At 39.1% G+C, this 21,061-nt stretch carries 14 protein-coding genes; all 14 read left to right on the forward strand.

Features of this window, described 5'->3' with window-relative positions; genetic code table 11:
- Positions 1 to 27: 27 nt before the first annotated feature.
- The 14 genes from J2S78_RS01430 to J2S78_RS01495 all read left to right on the forward strand — a co-directional run bounded on the left by J2S78_RS01430 (position 28) and on the right by J2S78_RS01495 (position 21,001).
- Positions 28 to 888, forward strand: coding sequence for a YveK family protein (locus J2S78_RS01430; RefSeq protein ID WP_306895583.1), 861 nt, complete (start codon positions 28 to 30; stop codon positions 886 to 888).
- 38 nt (positions 889 to 926) lie between these two features.
- Positions 927 to 2,732, forward strand: a complete 1,806-nt coding sequence (locus tag J2S78_RS01435) for a polysaccharide biosynthesis protein (protein WP_306895585.1) — start codon at positions 927 to 929, stop codon at positions 2,730 to 2,732.
- 66 nt (positions 2,733 to 2,798) lie between these two features.
- Positions 2,799 to 3,707, forward strand: coding sequence for a sulfotransferase family protein (locus J2S78_RS01440; protein WP_185819740.1), 909 nt, complete (start codon positions 2,799 to 2,801; stop codon positions 3,705 to 3,707).
- Positions 3,708 to 3,712: 5 nt separating this feature from the next.
- Positions 3,713 to 4,867: a hypothetical protein gene (locus J2S78_RS01445; protein ID WP_306895590.1), complete on the forward strand. Its 1,155-nt coding sequence runs from the start codon at positions 3,713 to 3,715 to the stop codon at positions 4,865 to 4,867.
- 21 nt (positions 4,868 to 4,888) lie between these two features.
- Positions 4,889 to 6,115: an oligosaccharide flippase family protein gene (locus J2S78_RS01450; RefSeq protein WP_125557902.1), complete on the forward strand. Its 1,227-nt coding sequence runs from the start codon at positions 4,889 to 4,891 to the stop codon at positions 6,113 to 6,115.
- A 100-nt stretch (positions 6,116 to 6,215) separates the two neighbouring features.
- On the forward strand, positions 6,216 to 6,971 hold the full coding sequence (locus tag J2S78_RS01455) for a glycosyltransferase family 2 protein (protein WP_125557904.1): 756 nt from the start codon (positions 6,216 to 6,218) through the stop codon (positions 6,969 to 6,971).
- Between the two features lie 36 nt (positions 6,972 to 7,007).
- Positions 7,008 to 7,877, forward strand: coding sequence for a sulfotransferase family protein (locus J2S78_RS01460; protein ID WP_306895595.1), 870 nt, complete (start codon positions 7,008 to 7,010; stop codon positions 7,875 to 7,877).
- Positions 7,867 to 8,472, forward strand: a complete 606-nt coding sequence (locus J2S78_RS01465) for a sugar transferase (RefSeq protein WP_306895597.1) — start codon at positions 7,867 to 7,869, stop codon at positions 8,470 to 8,472. Before J2S78_RS01460 ends, J2S78_RS01465 begins: the two co-directional genes overlap by 11 nt.
- Before the next feature lie 23 nt (positions 8,473 to 8,495).
- Positions 8,496 to 9,644 carry a sulfate adenylyltransferase gene (gene sat / locus J2S78_RS01470; RefSeq protein WP_306895599.1) on the forward strand — a complete coding sequence of 383 codons (1,149 nt, stop codon included), beginning with the start codon at positions 8,496 to 8,498 and terminating at the stop codon, positions 9,642 to 9,644.
- A 47-nt stretch (positions 9,645 to 9,691) separates the two neighbouring features.
- Positions 9,692 to 10,306: an adenylyl-sulfate kinase gene (cysC, locus tag J2S78_RS01475; RefSeq protein ID WP_306895601.1), complete on the forward strand. Its 615-nt coding sequence runs from the start codon at positions 9,692 to 9,694 to the stop codon at positions 10,304 to 10,306.
- Positions 10,307 to 10,505: 199 nt separating this feature from the next.
- Complete coding sequence (locus J2S78_RS01480) at positions 10,506 to 11,609, forward strand: DegT/DnrJ/EryC1/StrS family aminotransferase (RefSeq protein ID WP_370871512.1); 1,104 nt, start codon at positions 10,506 to 10,508, stop codon at positions 11,607 to 11,609.
- Between the two features lie 219 nt (positions 11,610 to 11,828).
- Entirely contained in the window at positions 11,829 to 12,059 is a 231-nt protein-coding gene (locus J2S78_RS01485; protein WP_125557913.1) for a hypothetical protein, read from the forward strand.
- Between the two features lie 504 nt (positions 12,060 to 12,563).
- A complete protein-coding gene (locus tag J2S78_RS01490) occupies positions 12,564 to 13,952 on the forward strand; it encodes a hypothetical protein (protein WP_306895606.1) in 1,389 nt (462 codons plus the stop codon).
- A 191-nt stretch (positions 13,953 to 14,143) separates the two neighbouring features.
- Positions 14,144 to 21,001 carry a lamin tail domain-containing protein gene (locus tag J2S78_RS01495; protein WP_306895608.1) on the forward strand — a complete coding sequence of 2,286 codons (6,858 nt, stop codon included), beginning with the start codon at positions 14,144 to 14,146 and terminating at the stop codon, positions 20,999 to 21,001.
- Positions 21,002 to 21,061 lie beyond the last annotated feature (60 nt).

Genomic DNA, 21,061 nt, shown 5'->3' on the forward strand with positions numbered 1-21,061 from the left:
TACACCGCAGGAAACAGGAGGAAGAGAATGTCAGAAAATGACCCAAACCAGCAGATGGATCAACAGTCAGACGAAATTAGTCTGACTGAAATAATAGCAATTATTTGGCATTACAAACTTTTAATTATTATCTTACCGATTGCACTAGCCTTGGTTGCTTTTGGGGTGTCACAGTTTCTAACGCCAAGCTATAGTTCGACGGCTAAAGTATACCTAGGAAACTTTGGAAATGAGATGTATACGTCAGCGGACAGTGCCGAAGAAGTGATTATGAGTAATGATTTGTTAGAAGATGTCATAGAAAATCTAGAGTTAAGCCATGATTTGCCCCGTGATTTAAGAGGTTCCGTATCGATAGAAAGTTTATCGGAATCCAGCATGTTAGAAATAACAGCAACCCATGAAAAACCAGAACGTGCCCAGGACATTGCGAGCGGTGTTATCACACAATACTTAGATCGGGCAGAGCCGGCGTATGAAGATAGGCAAGCAATTGTCGAACAGTTATATGAATCAACGTTTGAAAACTATGAACAAACGTCAGCCAGTTTAGCCCGTAACAAAGAAGCTCTAACTGATATTGAGGAAAATGAAGAACTAAGTGAAACAGAACGTGATTTATCCAGAAGTCGTTTGATTGACTATGTTGAAATGGACGAGACTCAGTTGAATGAGCTTGATCAACAATTACAAGATCAACAGTTAGAATTGAAAGATCTTCACGGACCCGAAGTGTTCGAGCAGGCAACCATGCCGCGCTCGCCAGATTCTCCAAACCCTATGTTGAACACGGCAATCGCCTTTGTAATAGGAGCTATGGTATCTGTTGGACTAGCGTTTGTGTTAGAATTCTTCAAAAATAATCCGATTCGTCGTAAGCACTCCTAGAATTCTAAGAATCACATGAAGAAGAGAGGAGGGATGATATGACATACGGAAAACGCTTGATATTATTGATGGGAATAGACACACTTATTGTAATGATCGCTGTATTTATTGGCGGGTACCTGATTTATAATACGGAATATATCGATTCTCCGATTATCATTGCCAGCTCGCTGTCGTTAGTTGTATTCCATCATTTTTTTGCGTACCAATTCAAGTTATACAAACGGGTATGGCAGTATGCGAGCATTAATGAGCTAAAAGAAATATTTAAAGCAGTGACGTTATCTATCATTGCGACTGTCATCATGCAACAGCTATTTTTTGATATCATTCATAAACGTACATTGGTTATTACTTGGATGTTGCACATATTGCTCATTGGTGGATCTCGCTTTGCCTGGAGAATGTATCGTGATACATTCTTAAAATCTCATAAAAACAAAAAACGGACATTAATCGTTGGTTCAGGCAGTGCAGGCACGATGGTGGCCCGCCAAATGATGCAGGGCGGCGAGAGTGAATTAACCCCTGTTGCTTTTGTTGATGATGATATGACGAAGAAAAAGCTTGAGATTATGGGTGTGCCCGTAGAAGGTCCCGTTCATAACATAGAAAACATTGCAAACGAACTTGATATCGAACACATCGTCATCGCGATTCCTTCCTTAACCAGACAAGAATTACAGCGTATTTACGATGAATGTCAAAAAACGAACATTCGCACACAAATACTGCCAATGATAGAGGATCTCTTGAGCGGAAAAGTATCTGTCAATGAGTTCCGGGATGTAGAAGTCGAAGATTTATTGGGACGAGACCCCGTCGAACTTGATATTGAAGGTATTTCCGAGTCGATAACGAATAAAACCATCCTTGTTACAGGAGCAGCAGGTTCCATTGGTTCAGAAATATGCCGGCAAATTAGCGGATTCCAACCACAAAAAATGATTTTGCTGGACCATTATGAAAATGGTGTATACGACGTAGAGATGGAACTGCAACAGAAAGAATTATACAGTGAACTGATTACCGAAGTTTCGGATGTAAAAGATAAAGAAAAAATGGACACGATATTCGAGTCTTATCGACCTGATGTTGTTTTCCATGCAGCGGCACACAAACACGTGCCATTAATGGAAAAAAATCCAGAAGAAGCTGTCAAAAACAATGTCCAGGGAACGAAGAATCTAGCAGAAGCGGCAAATGAATACGGAAGCGAAACATTCGTTATGATTTCAACGGACAAAGCAGTGAATCCAACAAGTGTCATGGGCGCCACCAAACGAATTGCAGAAATGGTCGTCCAGCACATGGATACAACAAGCGAAACAAAGTTTGTATCGGTTCGTTTCGGCAACGTTCTCGGAAGTCGTGGCAGCGTCATTCCATTATTCAAAAAGCAAATCCAAAACGGAGGCCCGGTCACCGTCACCCACCCCGATATGGTACGATATTTTATGACGATTTCCGAAGCGTCAAGGCTCGTTATCCAAGCAGGCGCTCTTGCCAAAGGCGGAGAAGTATTTGTGTTGGACATGGGAGAACCGGTAAAGATTGTCGACCTCGCGAAAAACTTAATTAAGTTATCAGGCTACAACATAGAAGATATCGGAATCGAATACTCCGGCATGCGCCCGGGAGAAAAAATGTATGAAGAACTCTTGAAGGACGATGAAGTCTATCCAGAACAAATTTATCCAAAAATATATATAGGTCAAACGTATAATATTAATCTATTTTTCAATACTGTAATAAATGGATTGAGTGGTTTATCAAAAGAAGAGTTGAAGGTTAATTTAATAGAAATTGCTAATAGACAAGAACAAAAAGTATCACAAATGTAATTTTTAATACAATTAGTAGACATAACTCTATATAGTACTAAAATAAATCAAAGGATGGAATTGGGAATGAATAAAAATACACCTAACTTATTTATAGTTGGAGCTCAAAAAAGTGCAACGACTTCACTCTATAACTATTTAAAAGAACATCCAAATATATTCTTTTCATCTGAAAAAGAGCCAAATTATTTCACAACGTTCTTTGATACATTTCCACATAATGGGCCCTATGATAAGAGATATGATAAAAATGTAATTGGAAGTGCTGAAGAATATTATAAGTTGTTTTCAAATTATAGTGGACAGAAGTATATTGCTGAAAGTTCTGTGCATTATTTATACTTTAATGGACTTGCATATAAATTAAAAGAAGAAAGTCCTGATGCTAAAATAATTATCTCTTTAAGAAATCCAATTGAAAGAGCTTATTCAGCATATACTTACTATGTTTCAAGGGGAAGAGAGAGCGAGAGTTTCAGAGAAGCGATTCAAAATGAAAATCATCGTATGTTAAATAATTATGAAGTTGGCTGGTATTACATTGCGCAAGGTTTGTATTATCAAAAAGTTAAAGATTATTTAGAAGTTTTTGGTCGTGAAAATGTACATATAGTACTATTTGATGAGATAAAAGATGATTTAGAAGGAACGTTAAAAAATATTTATAAATTTCTTGAAGTTGACCCAGTAACAATTAACAACACCGAAAAAAAGTACAATGTGTCAGGGACACCTAAAAATAAAATTACTAAAGTTATTGCAAGTCCATTAAAAGCAAAGTCTCTTGCGAAAAAATATTTGCCAACCCCTATGGCTAATAAGTTGAAAGATTATTATTTTAAAATCCTAGAAAAAAATTTAGCTAAAACTGAACTAAGTGTTAGTGACAAAGAGTATTTAAAATCAGTATATGAGACCGATATAAAAAAACTTTCTGTACTAATTGAGAAAGATTTAAATCACTGGCTGGAGTAATAAAAATGAGAATATTTCTTTACCTTGCTATTTCGTTTGTATTATTAGATCAATTTATTATTTCTACTATACTACCAAACATTACTCTTTTTGATGTTGGCATATTGTTTTATGTGTTGTATATACTAACAATAAGAAGACCAATAACAAATAAGAGAATATTTATACCTATAAAAATTGCAGGAACGTTATATTTCTTAAGTTTGTTTGTATATAATACATATTTATTTATTATTAATAAGATAGAGATAATGTCATTTTTTTATATAATAAAAGAAATGGAATACTTTCTTCTATTTTTTCTACTAGTCAATTCTTATTATTACATAAAGAAATATTCTTTAAATCTACTTTTTGTTTTGGTAGTAATTAATGTGTTATATGCATATATCGAAATGGTTAAGGGCGGAATTTCGTTCTATGGAATTGGTGCACTAGTCACAGGTTCTCCAGAGCCAAGTGCGTCAATTTATTTAATGATTGTGTTTGTTTTGGCTTTCCTAGAATTAAATAAAATAAAACCTGTATTCTTCTTTATAATAATCTGTTCTTTCCCCGTAATTGCAACAGTGTCAAGAATAAATATTGTTTCACTTATATTTATAATCTTTATCATAGTTATTACTAAGCTTTATAATAATGGGTTTAGTATAAAGAAAAAAAACGCCATTATTAACTTATCAATGTTTGTATTAATTATTATACTTTTCTTAAGTTTTACTCAAACACAATACGCTGAAGTGTTGTCCGAAAGAATATATAAACTTGATAATGCTGTAGAAAACAGGTCTGATAAATGGGCTAACGAATACGAATTATATAGTTTTGATAATATTGAGGATTATTTATTTGGTAAGGGAAAAGGCATACCTGAGCAAATTAAACAAGACTCCACGTTGGGAGTTGATAGTCAATACTTAAGATCTTTTATTGAGATGGGAGTAATGGGAAGTTTCCTACATTTATTGCTGTTAATTACTACCATATCAGTGTTATGGAAGAACTCAAAATATAAGGCATTTATATTGACTATAGTAATAGTTTTTTCACTGAAATCAATTACAATAGAGGCCTTACAAGTGACAAGACCTGCAATAAGTTTTTGGGGATTAGCAGGGTTACAGATGGGATATATTATAAATAAAAGGTACAATAAATGAAATCATTAAGGTCGGATATAGTTGTTTCTATTGAATGCATTGAAAAAGAATAGTAATGAATTTATTTTAAAATTAATAGAGTCATTTTTCGGAAAAATGTCTTTCATGGTTTTTACTTTATTGTTCGCTCTAATATGCACTAGGTTATACGGACCAGAAATATTCGGGAAATATACTTATGCTTTTTCACTTGTATCTTTATTTATGATAATTGCTAAAGCAGGACTAGACAACGGTTTAATGTATTCAATACCTAAAAATAATAACAAACACATCAGTTTTAGCTTTATTGTAAATATTCTATTGTCTATAGTTATAGTAGTGCTATTATATGTATTTATTCAAGATATATACATTAGATGGATGTTGCCATTAATATGGTTAGTTTCAGCAGAAAGACTTTTTTTTGGAATATATCGTTCTCAAGGAAAAATTAAGGAATATTACTTTATTAATGGTTTTTTATCAATGATTATAAGAATAGGTTCAATAGTTGGTTTATACTACGTAACAGGTGAAAATGAATATAGCGTTGCGCTAGGAGTTTATATTTCGTTTATTTTCTCAAATGTAGTGTACTATATAAAAAATAAGAAAAACTTTGGTGAAGTAAATGTTGATAAAGAATATTTAAAGTATTCTATTCCTTTGGTTTTTGCAACTATGATGTCTACTATTATTAATAGAATTGACATAATAATGATTGGTAATATGACTAATGAAAGTTATGTGGGAATATATGAAATTACGTTTTTAGTCTCAAATTCAGTTGCAAGTCTTCTAATTATTTTTAATACTGTGTTCGCACCAAAAATTGCAAATCTATATCATAGTGGTCAAATAGAAGTATTACAGAAATTGTATGTCGTATCCACTAGAGGACTTGCTATAGTTGCTTTGATAATCACAGTGATTATAATTATGAATAGCGAATTTATTCTATCAGTTTTCGGTGAAGATATAGTTGAAGGTGTAACGGCCCTGAATTTTCGAAGTATAGGACAGTTTATAAATATTGCTGTCGGCGGTGTATGGTTAATGCTTTCCATGACAGGGAAAACGAAATTCCAATTATATGCAAATATATTTGTGTGTATTGTTAATATATCATTAAATTTTATTCTTATACCTATTTATGGAATCAATGGTGCTGCATTTGCAAGTATGGTTTCTATTGTTCTTATAAATATAACTGGATATTTTATAGTTTCTAGACTGTTTAAAGTAAAAGTATTCAAATATATTTAGTCAATTTTCGCACACACATGTTTCTAAGCAGGGTCATCTATAAAGAACTAAAAGTTTTTTATATTCATAGTTTAAAATAAATAAGTGGAGGCGCTCTATAATGCCAATGGTGTCTATAATAATGCCTAATTACAACGGCGATGCAAATCTGGAAAAATCTATAAGGTCAGTTTTGAATCAATCATTTACAAATTTTGAATTAATTATTATAGACGATAACTCAACAGATAATAGTTTAAAAGTGATAAACCATTTTCTTAATAGTGACAAAAGAATAAAATTACTGGTTAATGAAGAGAATATCGGTCCATCGTTATCAAGGAATAAAGGGGTGAATTTCTCTAGAGGAAAATATATTGCATTCCTTGACAGTGATGATTTATGGGAAAAATCAAAATTAGAAATTCAAGTTAACTTTATGGAATCAAATGAAATTAAGTTTTCCTATACTTCATACGTGAAATTTGATCATAATGATTTAATTAGAACAGTTCATGCCAGACTAAAAATTAATGAGAAAATGCTATTGAGAAAAAATTATTTAGGTACATCTTCAGTAATGATTAACAAAGAATTTTTTGGTGAGATGATAGAATTTAAAGATTTAAAAAGAGCAGAAGACTACGAATTATGGTTGCGATTAATAAAAGAATCGAAAATGATATATGGAATTAAAGATACATTAATGAAGTATAGGGTTGGTAATGAATCTCTATCTAGTAAAAAAATCGAAGGTATAATTTATAGATACAAATTATTTAGAAAAACTATTGGTATGTCAAAAATGAGATCATTATATTACGTTGCTATGAATATTCTTCTTACCTTTCAAAAGGAATATAGTAAGCATGATTAACCCAATGTATTCTGCACCATTAAAGGAGAGGCCTAAATGATTAATTATAAACCTGTTGTTATTATCGGCGCCGGTCGATCGGGCACAAACATGTTACGAGATACGTTGACACAAATTGCAGGAGTGGAAACATGGCCTTGTGACGAAATAAATTATATCTGGCGTCATCATAACGTAACACATAAAACAGATGAGTTCACCTCAGACATGGCAACCTCTAAAGCTAAAAAATACATACGCCAAAAGTTTGATGAAATGGCGGAAGAGACAAATGCCAAATACTTAGTAGAAAAAACATGTGCCAATTCTCTTAGAGTGGAGTTTGTTCAGAATGTCGTACCAGAAGCGAAATATCTTCATATTGTTAGAGATGGAAGAGATGTTGTGGAGTCGGCGAAAAAGCGATGGGAAGCACCATTGGATACGGAATATATCGGCGAAAAGATGAGGTTTGTGCCCAAAAGTGACTTGCCTTATTACGGATTTAAGTATTTTTTAAACAGATTATATAAAATAACTTCACGAGAAAATAGATTGGCTTCATGGGGGCCGCAATTCACTGGAATGACAGAACAATTAAAAAAAGTGTCCTTAGAAGAAGTTTGTGCTTATCAATGGAAAGCAAGCGTAGAAAAAGCAACAAATGCTTTTAAAAACTTTATCCCTTCTTCTCAATATCACACTATTTATTATGAAGATTTTGTGGAACACCCCGTTAAAAATATGAAACAAATATGTGCTTTTCTAAATATTGAAATAACACCAGAAGAAATAGAACGACTCACTCAAGACGTTAGTAGTAAAAGTGTAGGCAAGGGCGTGAGGACGTTAAGTGATAAAAATCTATTAGAACGAGTAAATACTATTTTAAAGCCGGCTATGGAGCGTCATCAATATGAAATGTGATCTGTCTTTATTGGAACGAAGCATGAAACGAAGCTTCGATATCTTTTTTTCATTTGTTGGTTTAGTGTTAACCTCTTGGGTTATTATTCTTTGTTTTCTCGTTGCTGCGATTGAAACAAAAAGCAACGGCTTCTTTGCACAACACCGAGTTGGAAAAAACGGATTTATATTTAAGGTTATTAAAGTTAAAACGATGAAACAGCGAAAAACGGAGAACACCACAGTTACTACAAGCCACGACATGCGCATCACAAAGTCAGGTAAAGTGTTTAGAAAATGGAAGTTAGATGAATTGCCTCAGCTATGGAATGTATTGAAAGGTGATATGAGTTTTGTAGGTCCTCGCCCAGACGTTCCTGGTTATGCGGACCAATTAGAGGGGGAAGACCGCATTATCCTAAATATCCGTCCAGGCATTACAGGTCCAGCCACTATTCACTATAAAAATGAAGAGGAACTATTAGCTGCTCAAGATAATCCAGAGCAATATAATGCAAAAGTTATCTATCCCCATAAAGTACAAATAAACAAGGAATACATAACTAATTATTCGTTTATTAAAGATTTATATTACATTATGAAAACATTGACTTAGTCTTATAGAGAGGATGTACTTTGATGATAAGTGAATCGAACAAGGCATTGGTAAACAAAGAGTTAAATAAAGAAGAATCGAAGAAAAAGCTAGAAGAAATGAAAGGTAACAAATCAGTAGAAGTGAATTCCTGGATCGTCTCTGATCTCGAACTTATCGGGATTGGTGGTTTTAGTCCGCTTGAAGGGTTTATGGGACAAGATGATTATGAACGTGTAGTCGATGATATGCGTCTACAAGATGGCACCATCTGGAGTATTCCGATCACATTGCCGGTCCGTGAAGAAATAGCCACCACGCTTGATATTGGAGAAGAGGTTGCTCTTATAGGAGAAGATGGCGTTATTTATGGAACAATAGAAGTGAAAGAGAAATTCACTTATGATAAAGAAAAAGAAGCACGGCTTGTTTATGGTACAACAGATACCAATCATCCCGGGGTACAGAAGGTTTATGATAAAGGAAACGTTTATTTAGGAGGGCCGGTTACACTCTTGAACCGTCCGAATCACGGAGAGTTTAAGGAATATTATTTGGATCCGTCCGAGACTCGCCAAATGTTTGCAGATCTTGGTTGGAAGACTGTTGTTGGTTTTCAGACGAGAAATCCAGTACATCGCGCACATGAATATATTCAGAAATCAGCTTTAGAAGTTGTCGACGGACTGCTGTTAAACCCGCTTGTGGGAGAGACGAAATCTGGAGATATTCCAGCGGATGTACGAATGGAGAGCTATCAAACGATTCTCCAAAACTATTATCCAAAAAATCGCACACGGCTTGTAATATACCCAGCTGCAATGCGGTATGCAGGTCCGCGTGAGGCGATTTTGCATGCTATTGTTCGTAGAAACTATGGTTGTACCCATTTTATTGTCGGACGAGATCATGCCGGTGTCGGTGATTATTATGGTACTTACGATGCGCAAGAGTTAATTACCCAGTATGAAGAGGAGCTAGGTATTAAAATTTTCACTTTTGAACATGCCTTTTATTGTTCCACGTGCGAAAATATGGCCACTGCCAAAACATGTCCGCATGATTCTTCGCACCACGTGCACTTAAGTGGTACCAAGGTTCGGGAGTTACTTCGTAACGGTTATCGCCCGCCTAAAGAATTTTCACGCCCCGAAGTGGCAGATGTATTGATTAAAGGGATGAAACAAGTGTAAGTCCCTTTTTTAAAGACCGGGTTTCCCGGTCTTCTTTCTATTTATAAATGAGGAGGAGCATATCATTGAAATCAACCAATGTTACATGGCATGAGTCCAAAATAACAAAGCAAGATAGACAAACGTTAAAAAGTCACAAAAGTCCAGTTATTTGGTTTACAGGTTTGTCTGGATCAGGTAAATCTACACTTTCTGTAGAATTGGAGAAAGCACTGCATGAGAAGGAAATTCATACGTATCGATTGGACGGAGATAATGTTCGGCAAGGGTTAAATAATAACCTCGGTTTTAGTCCGGAAGATAGAGTGGAAAATATTAGACGCATTGGGGAAGTTGCAAAATTAATGAACGATGCCGGTATTTTAACGTTAACAGCTTTCATTTCTCCGTACAGGGAAGACCGGCAGAAAGCACGGGAACTGTTAGGTGACGGTGAATTTATTGAAGTGTATACTAAATGTTCTTTGGAAACCTGTGAAGAGCGTGATCCAAAAGGTTTGTATGAAAAGGCGAGGAAGGGTGATATAAAAGGATTTACAGGAGTTGATGCACCGTATGAAGAACCAGATGCACCAGAAATTGTAGTGGGAACAGACCAACACACTTTAAAAGATTCTGTTGATACAATTATTTCTTATTTAAAACAACGTAATCTTATTTAAAATAATAGAAGCATAAAAGACAGGAGTTCTACTCGAACAAGCTTAGATAAAGTCTTGAAGCAATTTGTGGTTTAGCATGTATAGTATTACAACATAAATTTCTGTTCGCCTTTATTTGAAAGGTTAATAAAGATGTAATGGAGAAAGAAGGTGATTGAACTTGAGTTCAAACAAACGAATTTTTTTATCAGCGCCACATATGACGGGGAAGGAACAGTCTTACATAAACGAAGCGTTTGATTTAAACTGGATTGCTCCGCTTGGGAATAATGTCGATGGGTTTGAAAAGGAACTAGCGGAATACGTTGGTGTGAATCATGCGGCAGCAGTTAGTTCTGGAACGGCAGCTATCCATTTGGCTCTCCGCTTGTTGGAAGTGGAACAAGGGGATGCTGTCTTTTGTTCTTCGCTCACGTTTGTGGCTAGTGCGAATCCGATTTTATATGAAAAAGCCACCCCTGTTCTAATAGATTCTGAGCCGGAGACGTGGAATATGTCACCAGCTGCCCTAGAACGGGCCTTGCGTGATGCAAAGACGGAAAATAATCTTCCGAAGGCTGTCATTGTCGTAAACTTATATGGACAAAGCGCAAAAATGAAAGAGTTAGCAGACTTATGTGATGCGTATGATGTTGCATTAATTGAAGATGCGGCGGAGTCACTTGGGGCAGACTACGTGGAACGGAAGAGTGGTTCTTTTGGGTATTTTGGCGTTTTTTCATTTAATGGTAACAAGATTATTACGACGTCCGGTGGTGGAATGCTGACGAGTAATGATGAAGCTATGATAAAGAAAGCCCGCTTTTTATCCACACAGGCTCGGGACCCTGCTCTTCACTATCAGCATAGTGAAATTGGCTACAATTATCGGATGAGTAACATTGTTGCCGGCATCGGACGAGCGCAGTTAGAAGCGATAGATTTACGTGTCCAACAACGTCGCGATGTTTTTGCGCGTTATCAAGAAGCATTTCAGGACATAGAAGGATTCTCCTTTATGCCGGAGTTGAAAGGTGCCCGTTCTAACCGCTGGCTCACCGCACTTATGGTTGATCCAGCAAGAACGGGGGTGGAGCGTACGACGATGATTGAAGCCCTTGCAGAAGAAAATATTGAAGCCCGCCCCGTCTGGAAGCCGTTGCATCTGCAGCCACTGTTTGAAGGAGCGACGTATTATCCTTTGCAGGAGAACTACAGTTTCTCGGACGAATTATTCGAATATGGTCTTTGTCTCCCTTCAGGATCGAACATGACTATAGAAGATCAAGAACGGGTAATTCAGGTGATTCGACGCTTGCTATAGTAAATAGGTACTAATAAAGAGATCGCCACAGATTGTGCAACAAGTATAAGTGCTTTGAAGTTCCCTTGTTGGCATGACAGACTCTGGTTATGCATCACTCAAGTCCCGATGAGCACCTGAATCATCCGATATATGAATGCTCAACGCTGAAGATAGGCTTTTTTCTATACGATATGTCTGGTATAATTCCCCTGTTACATACATAGGGAGTGATAAAACATGAAAACATTTGTCGTGATTTACTATTTGGAACAGGACTTTAAGATAAACCGGTTGATCGAAGCGGAGAGTCAGGAAGAAGCGGTGAAGAAAATCCAGGAGGATGGCGATCTGATCAGCTTTACGAATTCCAAAGGGATTTACCATGAATTGAAACGCAGTGATGTTAAACTGATTCAAATGGGACTGGCCAAGAAACAGAACGCTGCACAGCAGCAGAATGTTAACTAATAGGATGGCTCATAGAAGCCGCTGCAGAATTGATCTGCAGCGGCTCTAAATGAATGTAGAGGGACCTAACTGAATGAGGCACAGGAAAAAACACCTCCAATGTCGTATGTAACAACTATCGACTAATGGAGGTGTTTTTCTTATGGGATGTATTACATATCCAAACAATCTATGCTGAATGAATTCTAGGAAGAGTCTTGACCATGATATACTCCTTTAGATGGATAACATTAGAACCTCAAAGTCTATCAAAGCCTCTTAAAGATCTATTAAAAGTAGATGCAAGGTGTTTTGCGGGTGTGCCCGAGCCACGAGTGGAGAGGTCCCTGCACAATTGGTGTCTGTCCCCGTTACGGTGAAACATGAAAGTATATGCTCAAGGGTTTATTTGTAAATAGAAAATGAAGGGAATAATTAAAATGAAATATGGTGGATGATTGTGCATTTTTTCCTTTCTCCTGCGATAAGGTATAGTATTGTTGAAAAAAGGGGGAGAGGTAAATCATGCAACATTTTTATGACATCCGCCCCAAAGAGGAAGAATGGATAGCTTATACATCTAACCGCGGAGGAAGTTATGATATATGGTTATATCATCTAACTCAGGGGATAGACACACAGGTTACAAGCGGTATCGGAGAATCTTTTTCCATTCCTTTTTGGTCACCAGACAGTAGGAAAATCGCTTTTGTAGGAAGAAATAATATTCTTTTTGTCATTCAGCTCGTTGAAGGTGCTGTTGCCAGGATAGATCAGTTTGCGGAGGGGTTGGGTGTCTTTTTGAGTTGGTCACCGGACAGCCAACAACTTGCGTATATAAAACAGGATGACATTATGTTGTACAACGTCATCACCCATCAAGTGCAGAGAATAAACGAGCCTGCTGCAACGGATGTTCAGTGGTTTCCAAGCGGGACGGCATTACTTTTTCAAGCGCCTGATTCAGATGGAATTAGTCAACTATTCGGTATGCAGACGGATGGAGCGGCTAGACAGCAAATCACTCAAAATACCGAAGGCAGACTGAATAATGTCCGTCTATCTCCGGATGGTACGTTTGTATTGTATACGACACCTGGTGTCAGCATTTCGATTATTTTTACCATCGATCTTACAATGGGCAGCGTATTTGAGGTGATGGGAGGGCCGCTTGGAAGAAATTATAATCCCGCATGGTCTCCTGATTCATCAACGATTGCCTACAGTGCCAATACTTTTGAAAATGGTGTTGGCTATTTTTCATTGATTAGAACAACAGGGAGACAAGCGGAGGGGGATCGAACAAGGGCGATGTCGAATTGTTTTTCTACTCCTGTGACATGGTCCCCGGATAGCAGGAAAGTGGCCTATCTCTCCGGTTGTGAAAATGGAACAGCCAGTGAAATGTGGGTCATTGATGTAGGGCACCCTGTACCAGTTAAAGTAACAAGTGGGGCATTGATAACGTCGTTGCAATGGTCGCCAGGGACAGCTCCGTTTTCGATGCGGACGTATACCGATGTTGTTTATCAGGTTCAATTCGAATATCCAGCCCATTGGGAGGAAGTAGCGGATCGCAGATATGAAGGGCGAGATGGCTTCTTTCAAATTTCAGCGATTGCGACAGACGAACCATTACACTTCGTTTGCCGCAATGAAGCATTCCACCCATTATTCCCATATGGTTCTAATCCTCGCATCTTCAGCACGCTCATAGAAAACCAAGAGGCCTGTTTTATTTTTCCGTCCGCTGACCAACCGGTAGAAATGAGAAGGCAAGCGGCCCTCCTTGTCCGTTATCCAATCCCCATTCAAATAGAAGGAACAACATATCACTACTTTATTTTATGGGCTGATGAGAATCATCTAAAACATCTAAGCTCAACCCTTACTTTGAAGCTTCCTTCATCCTAGATGAAAAGAGGGTGCTGTATCAAAAGGTTATGAAAAAATGACCTTTTTGATGCAGCACCGAAAAGGTGTTGGGTATTTCTACACTTAATTACATAATAGTTTCCACTTTAACATCATTTTAACACCCAATTAATAAGACCTTAATGTTGAAAACTTAGGGTTAGGGTGTAGAGAAATGAAGGAGGAATATCATGAAAGTGGGGAAACGATGTCGAAGGTTTTTGTCAATAATGCTCATTTTGTCCATGCTGCTAATGAACATGTCTTCTGCCTTTCCGTTGAAGAAAGCAGGAGCCGCTGAAGACGAAACATCAGAGGAAACGGAAGAAAGCGACACATCCAAAGAAACCGACAATGATATTACGGAAGAACAGGTTAACTCTGATAAGGGGGGATCTACTTCCGGCAGTGAAGAAGAAATCAGGGAAGACAGTACGGAACAAAATACTACAGATGTTGAATCTGGTACAAATGAATCGGATGAAGACGAACCGGTAGAGAATGAATCGAAAGAAAAAGAAACAGTGGAAGAAGAAAAAATTTCTGAAGAAGAAGAGAGCGGTGATGGTGAAGAGCCATTGCAGCGTCAACAGGAAACAGCGGATGTGAATGTTGATGAGCTGCCAGAATTATTAGTTACAGAAATAATGCCGGATGACTCAGGCGCCGATGATTACGAGTATTTCGAAGTGTACAATAATTCTGATAAAACATTAAACTTGAATTACTATTCTTTTATCTACCGTTATACGGACGACTCCAGTGATGATAAAACGATAGCGTTCCCCGCTGCTGAAATCAATCCAGGTGAAACGAAGGTTTTTTGGCGTAATAACTCAGGCGCGTCCTTAGACAATTTTAACAGTCAATATGACGTCGATTTGTCTAAAGGAGAGGTTGTAGAATACAGTGGTTCCAACTTTAATAACGGTGGAAACCGGGCGGTCGTCATTGAAACTCCTGCCGGGGAAGAAACTATTCAGGCAGGCTATGTAGAAGATGATATCGGCTCAGGGCAGAGTGTGATGTTTTCGTACCCTGAATCGGGAACAGCAATGTCATTACATAAACAAAAAGCAGAAGCATCTCCCGGTCACATAGACGAGGCACAAATCCCCGGAGAGAGAGTATCTCTTTCTTCCAACGAAAAACCGTCTATTCATCACGAAACGCTGACAAACATTAATGCCGGCGAAGACTTGAGAATGGAAGCAGTTATTGAAGATGAGGACTCCGACCATGTGAAGACAAGTCTATTTTATCGAACGGACTCCGGAGAAATTTATGAATCTATCAAAATGAATAAATCAGATAATAATGATTATGAGGCAGTCATTCCAGGAGCAGATTTGCGGTCTGGAACATTAGATTACTATATTACAGCTGCTGATCGATATAACCGCGTGCAGACAGACACAGCCAAAGTGACGATAGCACATGAAGAAAATAACAGCCAGGAGAATCCGCACGTTCTTATCACAGAATTTGCCCCTAACACTGCAGGTGCGGAAGAATATGAATTCTTCGAGCTGTACAACAACACTCAGCAGCCGCTTGATTTACATCAATATGCGTTTAAATACGTTTATACCGATTCTGGAGAAGAGCGTGTTTTCCAGGTTCCTCATACCAAAATGGAACCTCAGGAAACGCTTGTCTTTTGGTACAACAATGCCGGCAAAGAATTGCAGGACTTTAACGAAAAATTTAATACTGAACTTACCTCCGATCAATTGGTAGAAGTCACAGATACCACAGGTCTGCCCGGTTTTGCTAACGGTGGTGATCGTGCCCTTATGTTATCGGATAAGGATAACGCGGAAGTCATTTATGCTGATTATCTGGGAGAAGACAACAATAATGATGGAAAAGACATTCACTATCAATATCCAGTAGATGGAACGAAGATGATCAAACACGAAACATTAGCAGATCCAACACCGGGAACGGTGGATAACACACAGGTTCCTGACGCAGCAGTTGATGTCTCAGACTTACCGGAGGATACAGAGGCGCCGGTCATCGACCATACCCCGGTAGAGTCTGCGGATCCGTTTTCTTCTGTGGAAATCCAGGCAGCCGTTGAAGATAATTTGAAAATGCCTTCCGTCACGCTTTATTACAAAAATGAAAATAAAGATGATTTTGAAGAAGTAATGATGCGTCCGGATGCAGGTGACCTATCAACCTTTTCGGCGGAAATACCAGGAACAGCTGTGGATTCGAACCTTACGTATTACGTGGAAGCCACTGACGGAACAAATACAACTAGTTCGGATGAATCTATCATTGAGGTGGCTGCGGGGGAAGACCCTGAGAACGTTCCCCCGATTCTTATAACGGAAGTAGTCCCGGACACCACGAATGTTGGCGGCTCGGATGGCTATGAATTTATCGAGATTTACAATAACACCAATCAACCTATTGATTTTTCTGACTATCAAATTCAATACCGTTACAATAATCTCCCCGACAGAGATACGCACTGGCCGTCTGACCCTGACGATATGGAGGTCGGACCACAGGAAACCATGGTATTCTGGATTATAAACGGCGACAACAATGATGAAACTATTGCGGATTTCAACCGAAACTATGGTTCTAATGTACAAGAAGACAACATTGCCAAAATTTATACCCCCGGCTTGTCCAATGGCGGGATAAGAAGTCTCCTTGTAACCACAAATACAGATCACGAACTGGCCATTGCCCACTATAATGAAGAGTCCGAAGATGCAGATGATACCCTTCCGGATAAAGGCATTGTGTACAAGTTCCCAACCGATGGATCCAACGTGATGGATAAGGTGAGTGCCGGGGAGAAGGATGCCAAACCAGGTGTCGTGGAAGATTTTCAAGTTCCTGAAAACCCTGTTCAAGTACCAGACGACACGGAAGCTCCCGTCATTGATAACCGTACCGAAGTCACGGAAGTTCATCAATCCGAAAATATTGACCTGGCAGCCGACATCAACGACAATGCCCAAGTCCGTACTGCCGAATTATTCTACCGCACCAATGACGAGGAAGATTACCAATCGATGTCTGTGCAGGTAAATCCGGATGACGGACTTTACCACGGGACCATTTATGCTCCTGAGTTAATTGCAAACGACACACTGGAGTATTATTTCAGAGCATCCGACGGCACGAATCAAACAGAAAGTGAAACACACACCATTAAGATCAATAACGAACTGGATGAATCTGAATTGCGCTTTAATATAAACGACAACGACATCCTTTCAGGAACAAATGTCTTAAAAGGAACGTCTGAACAAGATGGACCGGAAAACTTGAGTTTCTTAATAGATGACCAGGAATGGAACGGTGATACGTTTCGGGCCGTCGAGGATACAGCCTATCTAGCATTTGATGTGAGCGGCATTAACACCTACTTCCAAAACGCTGTCACCATGGACGGGGAAGTCATTCAAATCTTTGATGACTGGATGGCGCAATGGACGACCATCACGGTTCCGGTGGACCCCGAACTTTTGAGTACGGGGGATAACACTTTTACGCTCCGGGCAGGAAATAAGGCTACTCCTTTTGAAGGAAACCCTGGAGAAAATAGAGATGACTTCGACATGAAAGATGTTCGTCTTATCATGGCAGACGGAACCACACTGCAGGATCCCAATTATAATGACCCGAATGAAGTTCTCGATATGGGAGACAACGGCACAGATCGCATTGCGGAAGACTTCACTTTCACCGTCAGCGATGAACAGGCTCATTCCAAAGGGTTAAACTGGGATACAACGGAGGTAACAGATGGAGAACATTCCGTCACTATCCAGGACGGTACCAATGAAATAGAAACAAGCGTACGTGTTGACAACACAGCCCCAACCATCTCAACAAATATAGAAAGAGGGAAAGAATACAAGGGTGAATTTACTATTAATCCATCCATAACCGACAGTATTGCTGGAGTAGAAACCTCCACTGTTATGCTGGATGATGAAGTAATTTCGCTGCCTTACGAGACATCTTCCGGTGAACTTGCTGCCGGAGAACATGAGCTGACGATCACAGCTGAAGATGCAGCAGGAAACAAGACAACAGAAAACATTCCTTTTTCTACAGCGGACGAACACCCGACCCAGCCAGAAAATATTGCACCACAAATGGGTGAAACGTCAGATGGTGATCCGATTTTGAAAGTAAACGTCTCGGACCCGACGAATGACGAATTAAATGTTGGTTTTTATCAAGGATTTCATTACAATCCTGGACATGTAGATCGTGTAAAATCCTATCACCATACATCTGAAACGGAACCTCCGCAACAATCTGCACCAAAGGACGAAGAACCGTTCTCCGATGAAAGTATTTCTAAAATAAAGGAGAAAGACAACGAGTATATGGTTACGGACTCCACTACCGAATTTCCGTACCACCGTTTTGAAGTGACCGTTGACGAATCCATAGATCAAAACGATACGGTGGAGTTAGTTTGGAACGGAAATTCCCTTGAAGGTCGAAAAGTCACAATGTATGCCTGGAGTCACACTTCATCGGATTGGGAAGAAATCGATGAGAACATTGCAGGGGAAGAGGATTTTCAACTAAAAGGAACGGTTTCGGTAAACGATTTTGTAAGTGATCATAAAGTTAACGTTATCGTACAAGATGAAATTCCTGCCTCCGACGATTACGATTATACGTTTGCCTGGACATCCGACACTCAATATTTATCTGAAAGCTATCCGCACATATTCGACCAGCAGACCCAGTGGATTGCCGACAATAAGGAAAACATGAAGATTGCTTATACGTTCCATACAGGGGATTTAGTTAATCAAGCGAACAAACCGCAGCAGTGGGACCGGGCTGATGAGTACATGCAGACGCTGGATGACGCAGACATGCCGTATGGGGTGCTTGCAGGAAATCACGATGTGTCCCAAAAAACCAACGATTACACCGAGTACTACAAGTATTTTGGCAAAGACCGTTTTGAAGACAAATCTTACTATGGTGGTTCCTACAAAAACAATCGCGGCCACTATGATTTGATGTCCGTTGATGGAAATGATTACATCATGGTCTATCTCGGCTGGGGCATCGAAGAAGAAGGGATAGAATGGGTAAATGAGGTACTGGAGGAACACCCGAATAGAAAAGCAATTCTCAGCTTCCATGAATACCTGCTTGCGACCGGAAGCCGTCATCCGGAAGGTGAAGAATTGTATGAGAAACTCGTTGTTCCAAATGAAAATGTCTTCGCTGTGCTGTCTGGTCACTACCATGAAAGCCAGACGCTGGTGGATGAATTAGATGACAACGGAGACGGGGAAACAGATCGTAAAGTGTATCAAATGCTTGCTGACTATCAGGCAGGTCCGGAAGGCGGACAAGGTTACATTCGTTTACTTCATTTTGATACGGAAAATAACAAGATGATCGTAAACACTTACTCCCCCTATCTTGATGATTACAACTATTACGATCCAGACGAGTACCCCGAAAAAGATGAATTCACTGTTGATCTTGATCTTACTGCCAAAGAAAAACGTATTGCCACTGATCATTTTGAAATCAATGTCTACAGTGACAACGAAATTGGCACGGTTGAAAATGTAGCAAGCGGCAGCACAGCCGAAATGACTTGGGAAGGATTAGAAGAAGGGGAAACGTACTCCTGGTATGCAAAAGCTACCGATCAATATTCCGGCGAACGCTTTTCAAACATCTGGACGTTTGAGAAAGGAAACGAAGAAGATATGGAAGAACCCCCTTCTGATGATAACAACAATGACGGTGGCAGCAGTAGCGGAAGCTCTCCATCCAACGAAGGTAGTGATGACAGTGAAGAGGACAAACCAGAGACCGATGATTTTTATGAAGAAGACCGTACCACCGATGAGAATGGAACAGAACAGATATCCCGCCGTGTGAATGCAGATGAATTAGCCAACCGTTTACAGGAACAAAAAAACACTGACACTATTACTTTTGATATGGAAACGGCTGAAAATGTAAGAGGCGAGGTTTTACTTTCTAAAGATGTTCTCGATACAGTCCGTGACTACAACCAAGATTCTGTCTTGGAGATTAAGTCCGCTGAAGGAACCATCCGGGTGCCTGTTTCAGAATTAGATGAACAATCACTTCGTTCCCAACTTGAGGTCACAGAAGAAGAAGCGGAAAGTGTAGAAATTAGTGTTTCCGTTAATAAATCGGAAGCTGACGAAACCATAGAAAATAACAATTTATCGGCTGTGACATCCGTCGTGGATTATCAAATCACCGCTAGTATGGGTAACAACGAAAAAGAACTAACACATTTTGATCAGTATATTGAACGTGACTTGAACAGTGAAACAAACTTGGATGAAAAACATTCTGTTGTTGTGAAACTGAATGAAGACAATAACAGCTTTACTTCCGTTCCAACCATCATTGATGGAAATACAGCGACATTCCAAAGTCAGTCTCTTAGTAAATACACGGTGCTTGAAAATGAAGTGTCATTTACAGACATTCCAGATGACTACTGGGCGGGCGATTCGTTTGAAAAGCTCGGTTCCCGCCACATTTTTCAGGGTCGGGAAGATGGAACCGTCGCCCCGGGCGAAAAAATGCGAAGATCCCAGTTTACAGTATTAATCACTCGTGCCCTAGGTCTTACTTCTTCAAAGGAATATGAAGGAACGTTTACAGATGTAGACAATGATGATTGGTTTGCGGAAGAGCTTCAACCAGCCATTGAACACGGCATCATCCAGGGACGGACAGACGGTACGTTTGCACCAAACGAAACCGTCACCCGTCAACAGGCTGCCTCCATGCTGTCACGGGCCATGGAAGTCACCGGGTTTGAGGAAGAAAAGTTAAACACACAAAAAACCATCCATTCTTTCGACGACAGGGAAAGTATTGGCACATGGGCACAAGATGACGTAAATCGTCTCCTTCAAGCTGGAGTCATCACTGGTCGCGAAGACGGCTCCATATTTGATCCCAAATCAGGTGCGACACGGGCTCAAATGGCTGAAATGTTGGATGAATACCTGACGTTTATAGAGTTCAGTAACTAATACAGAGAAAACGCTCCCCAAAAGGTGGACAGATGAAATATAAAATCTGTTTCACCGTGA

The sequence above is a fragment of the Salibacterium salarium genome, from assembly GCF_030813635.1.
GTDB classification, from domain to species: Bacteria; Bacillota; Bacilli; order Bacillales; family Marinococcaceae; genus Salibacterium; species Salibacterium salarium.

Coding starts and splice junctions, on each gene's coding strand:
- J2S78_RS01440 (WP_185819740.1), top strand. CDS start 2,799: ATGAATAAAAATACACCTAACTTATTTATAGTTGGAGCTCAAAAAAGT.
- sat (WP_306895599.1), top strand. CDS start 8,496: ATGATAAGTGAATCGAACAAGGCATTGGTAAACAAAGAGTTAAATAAA.
- J2S78_RS01490 (WP_306895606.1), top strand. CDS start 12,564: ATGCAACATTTTTATGACATCCGCCCCAAAGAGGAAGAATGGATAGCT.
- J2S78_RS01460 (WP_306895595.1), top strand. CDS start 7,008: ATGATTAATTATAAACCTGTTGTTATTATCGGCGCCGGTCGATCGGGC.
- J2S78_RS01495 (WP_306895608.1), top strand. CDS start 14,144: ATGAAAGTGGGGAAACGATGTCGAAGGTTTTTGTCAATAATGCTCATT.
- cysC (WP_306895601.1), top strand. CDS start 9,692: ATGAGGAGGAGCATATCATTGAAATCAACCAATGTTACATGGCATGAG.
- J2S78_RS01465 (WP_306895597.1), top strand. CDS start 7,867: ATGAAATGTGATCTGTCTTTATTGGAACGAAGCATGAAACGAAGCTTC.
- J2S78_RS01435 (WP_306895585.1), top strand. CDS start 927: ATGACATACGGAAAACGCTTGATATTATTGATGGGAATAGACACACTT.
- J2S78_RS01480 (WP_370871512.1), top strand. CDS start 10,506: ATGACGGGGAAGGAACAGTCTTACATAAACGAAGCGTTTGATTTAAAC.
- J2S78_RS01430 (WP_306895583.1), top strand. CDS start 28: ATGTCAGAAAATGACCCAAACCAGCAGATGGATCAACAGTCAGACGAA.
- J2S78_RS01455 (WP_125557904.1), top strand. CDS start 6,216: ATGCCAATGGTGTCTATAATAATGCCTAATTACAACGGCGATGCAAAT.
- J2S78_RS01445 (WP_306895590.1), top strand. CDS start 3,713: ATGAGAATATTTCTTTACCTTGCTATTTCGTTTGTATTATTAGATCAA.
- J2S78_RS01485 (WP_125557913.1), top strand. CDS start 11,829: ATGAAAACATTTGTCGTGATTTACTATTTGGAACAGGACTTTAAGATA.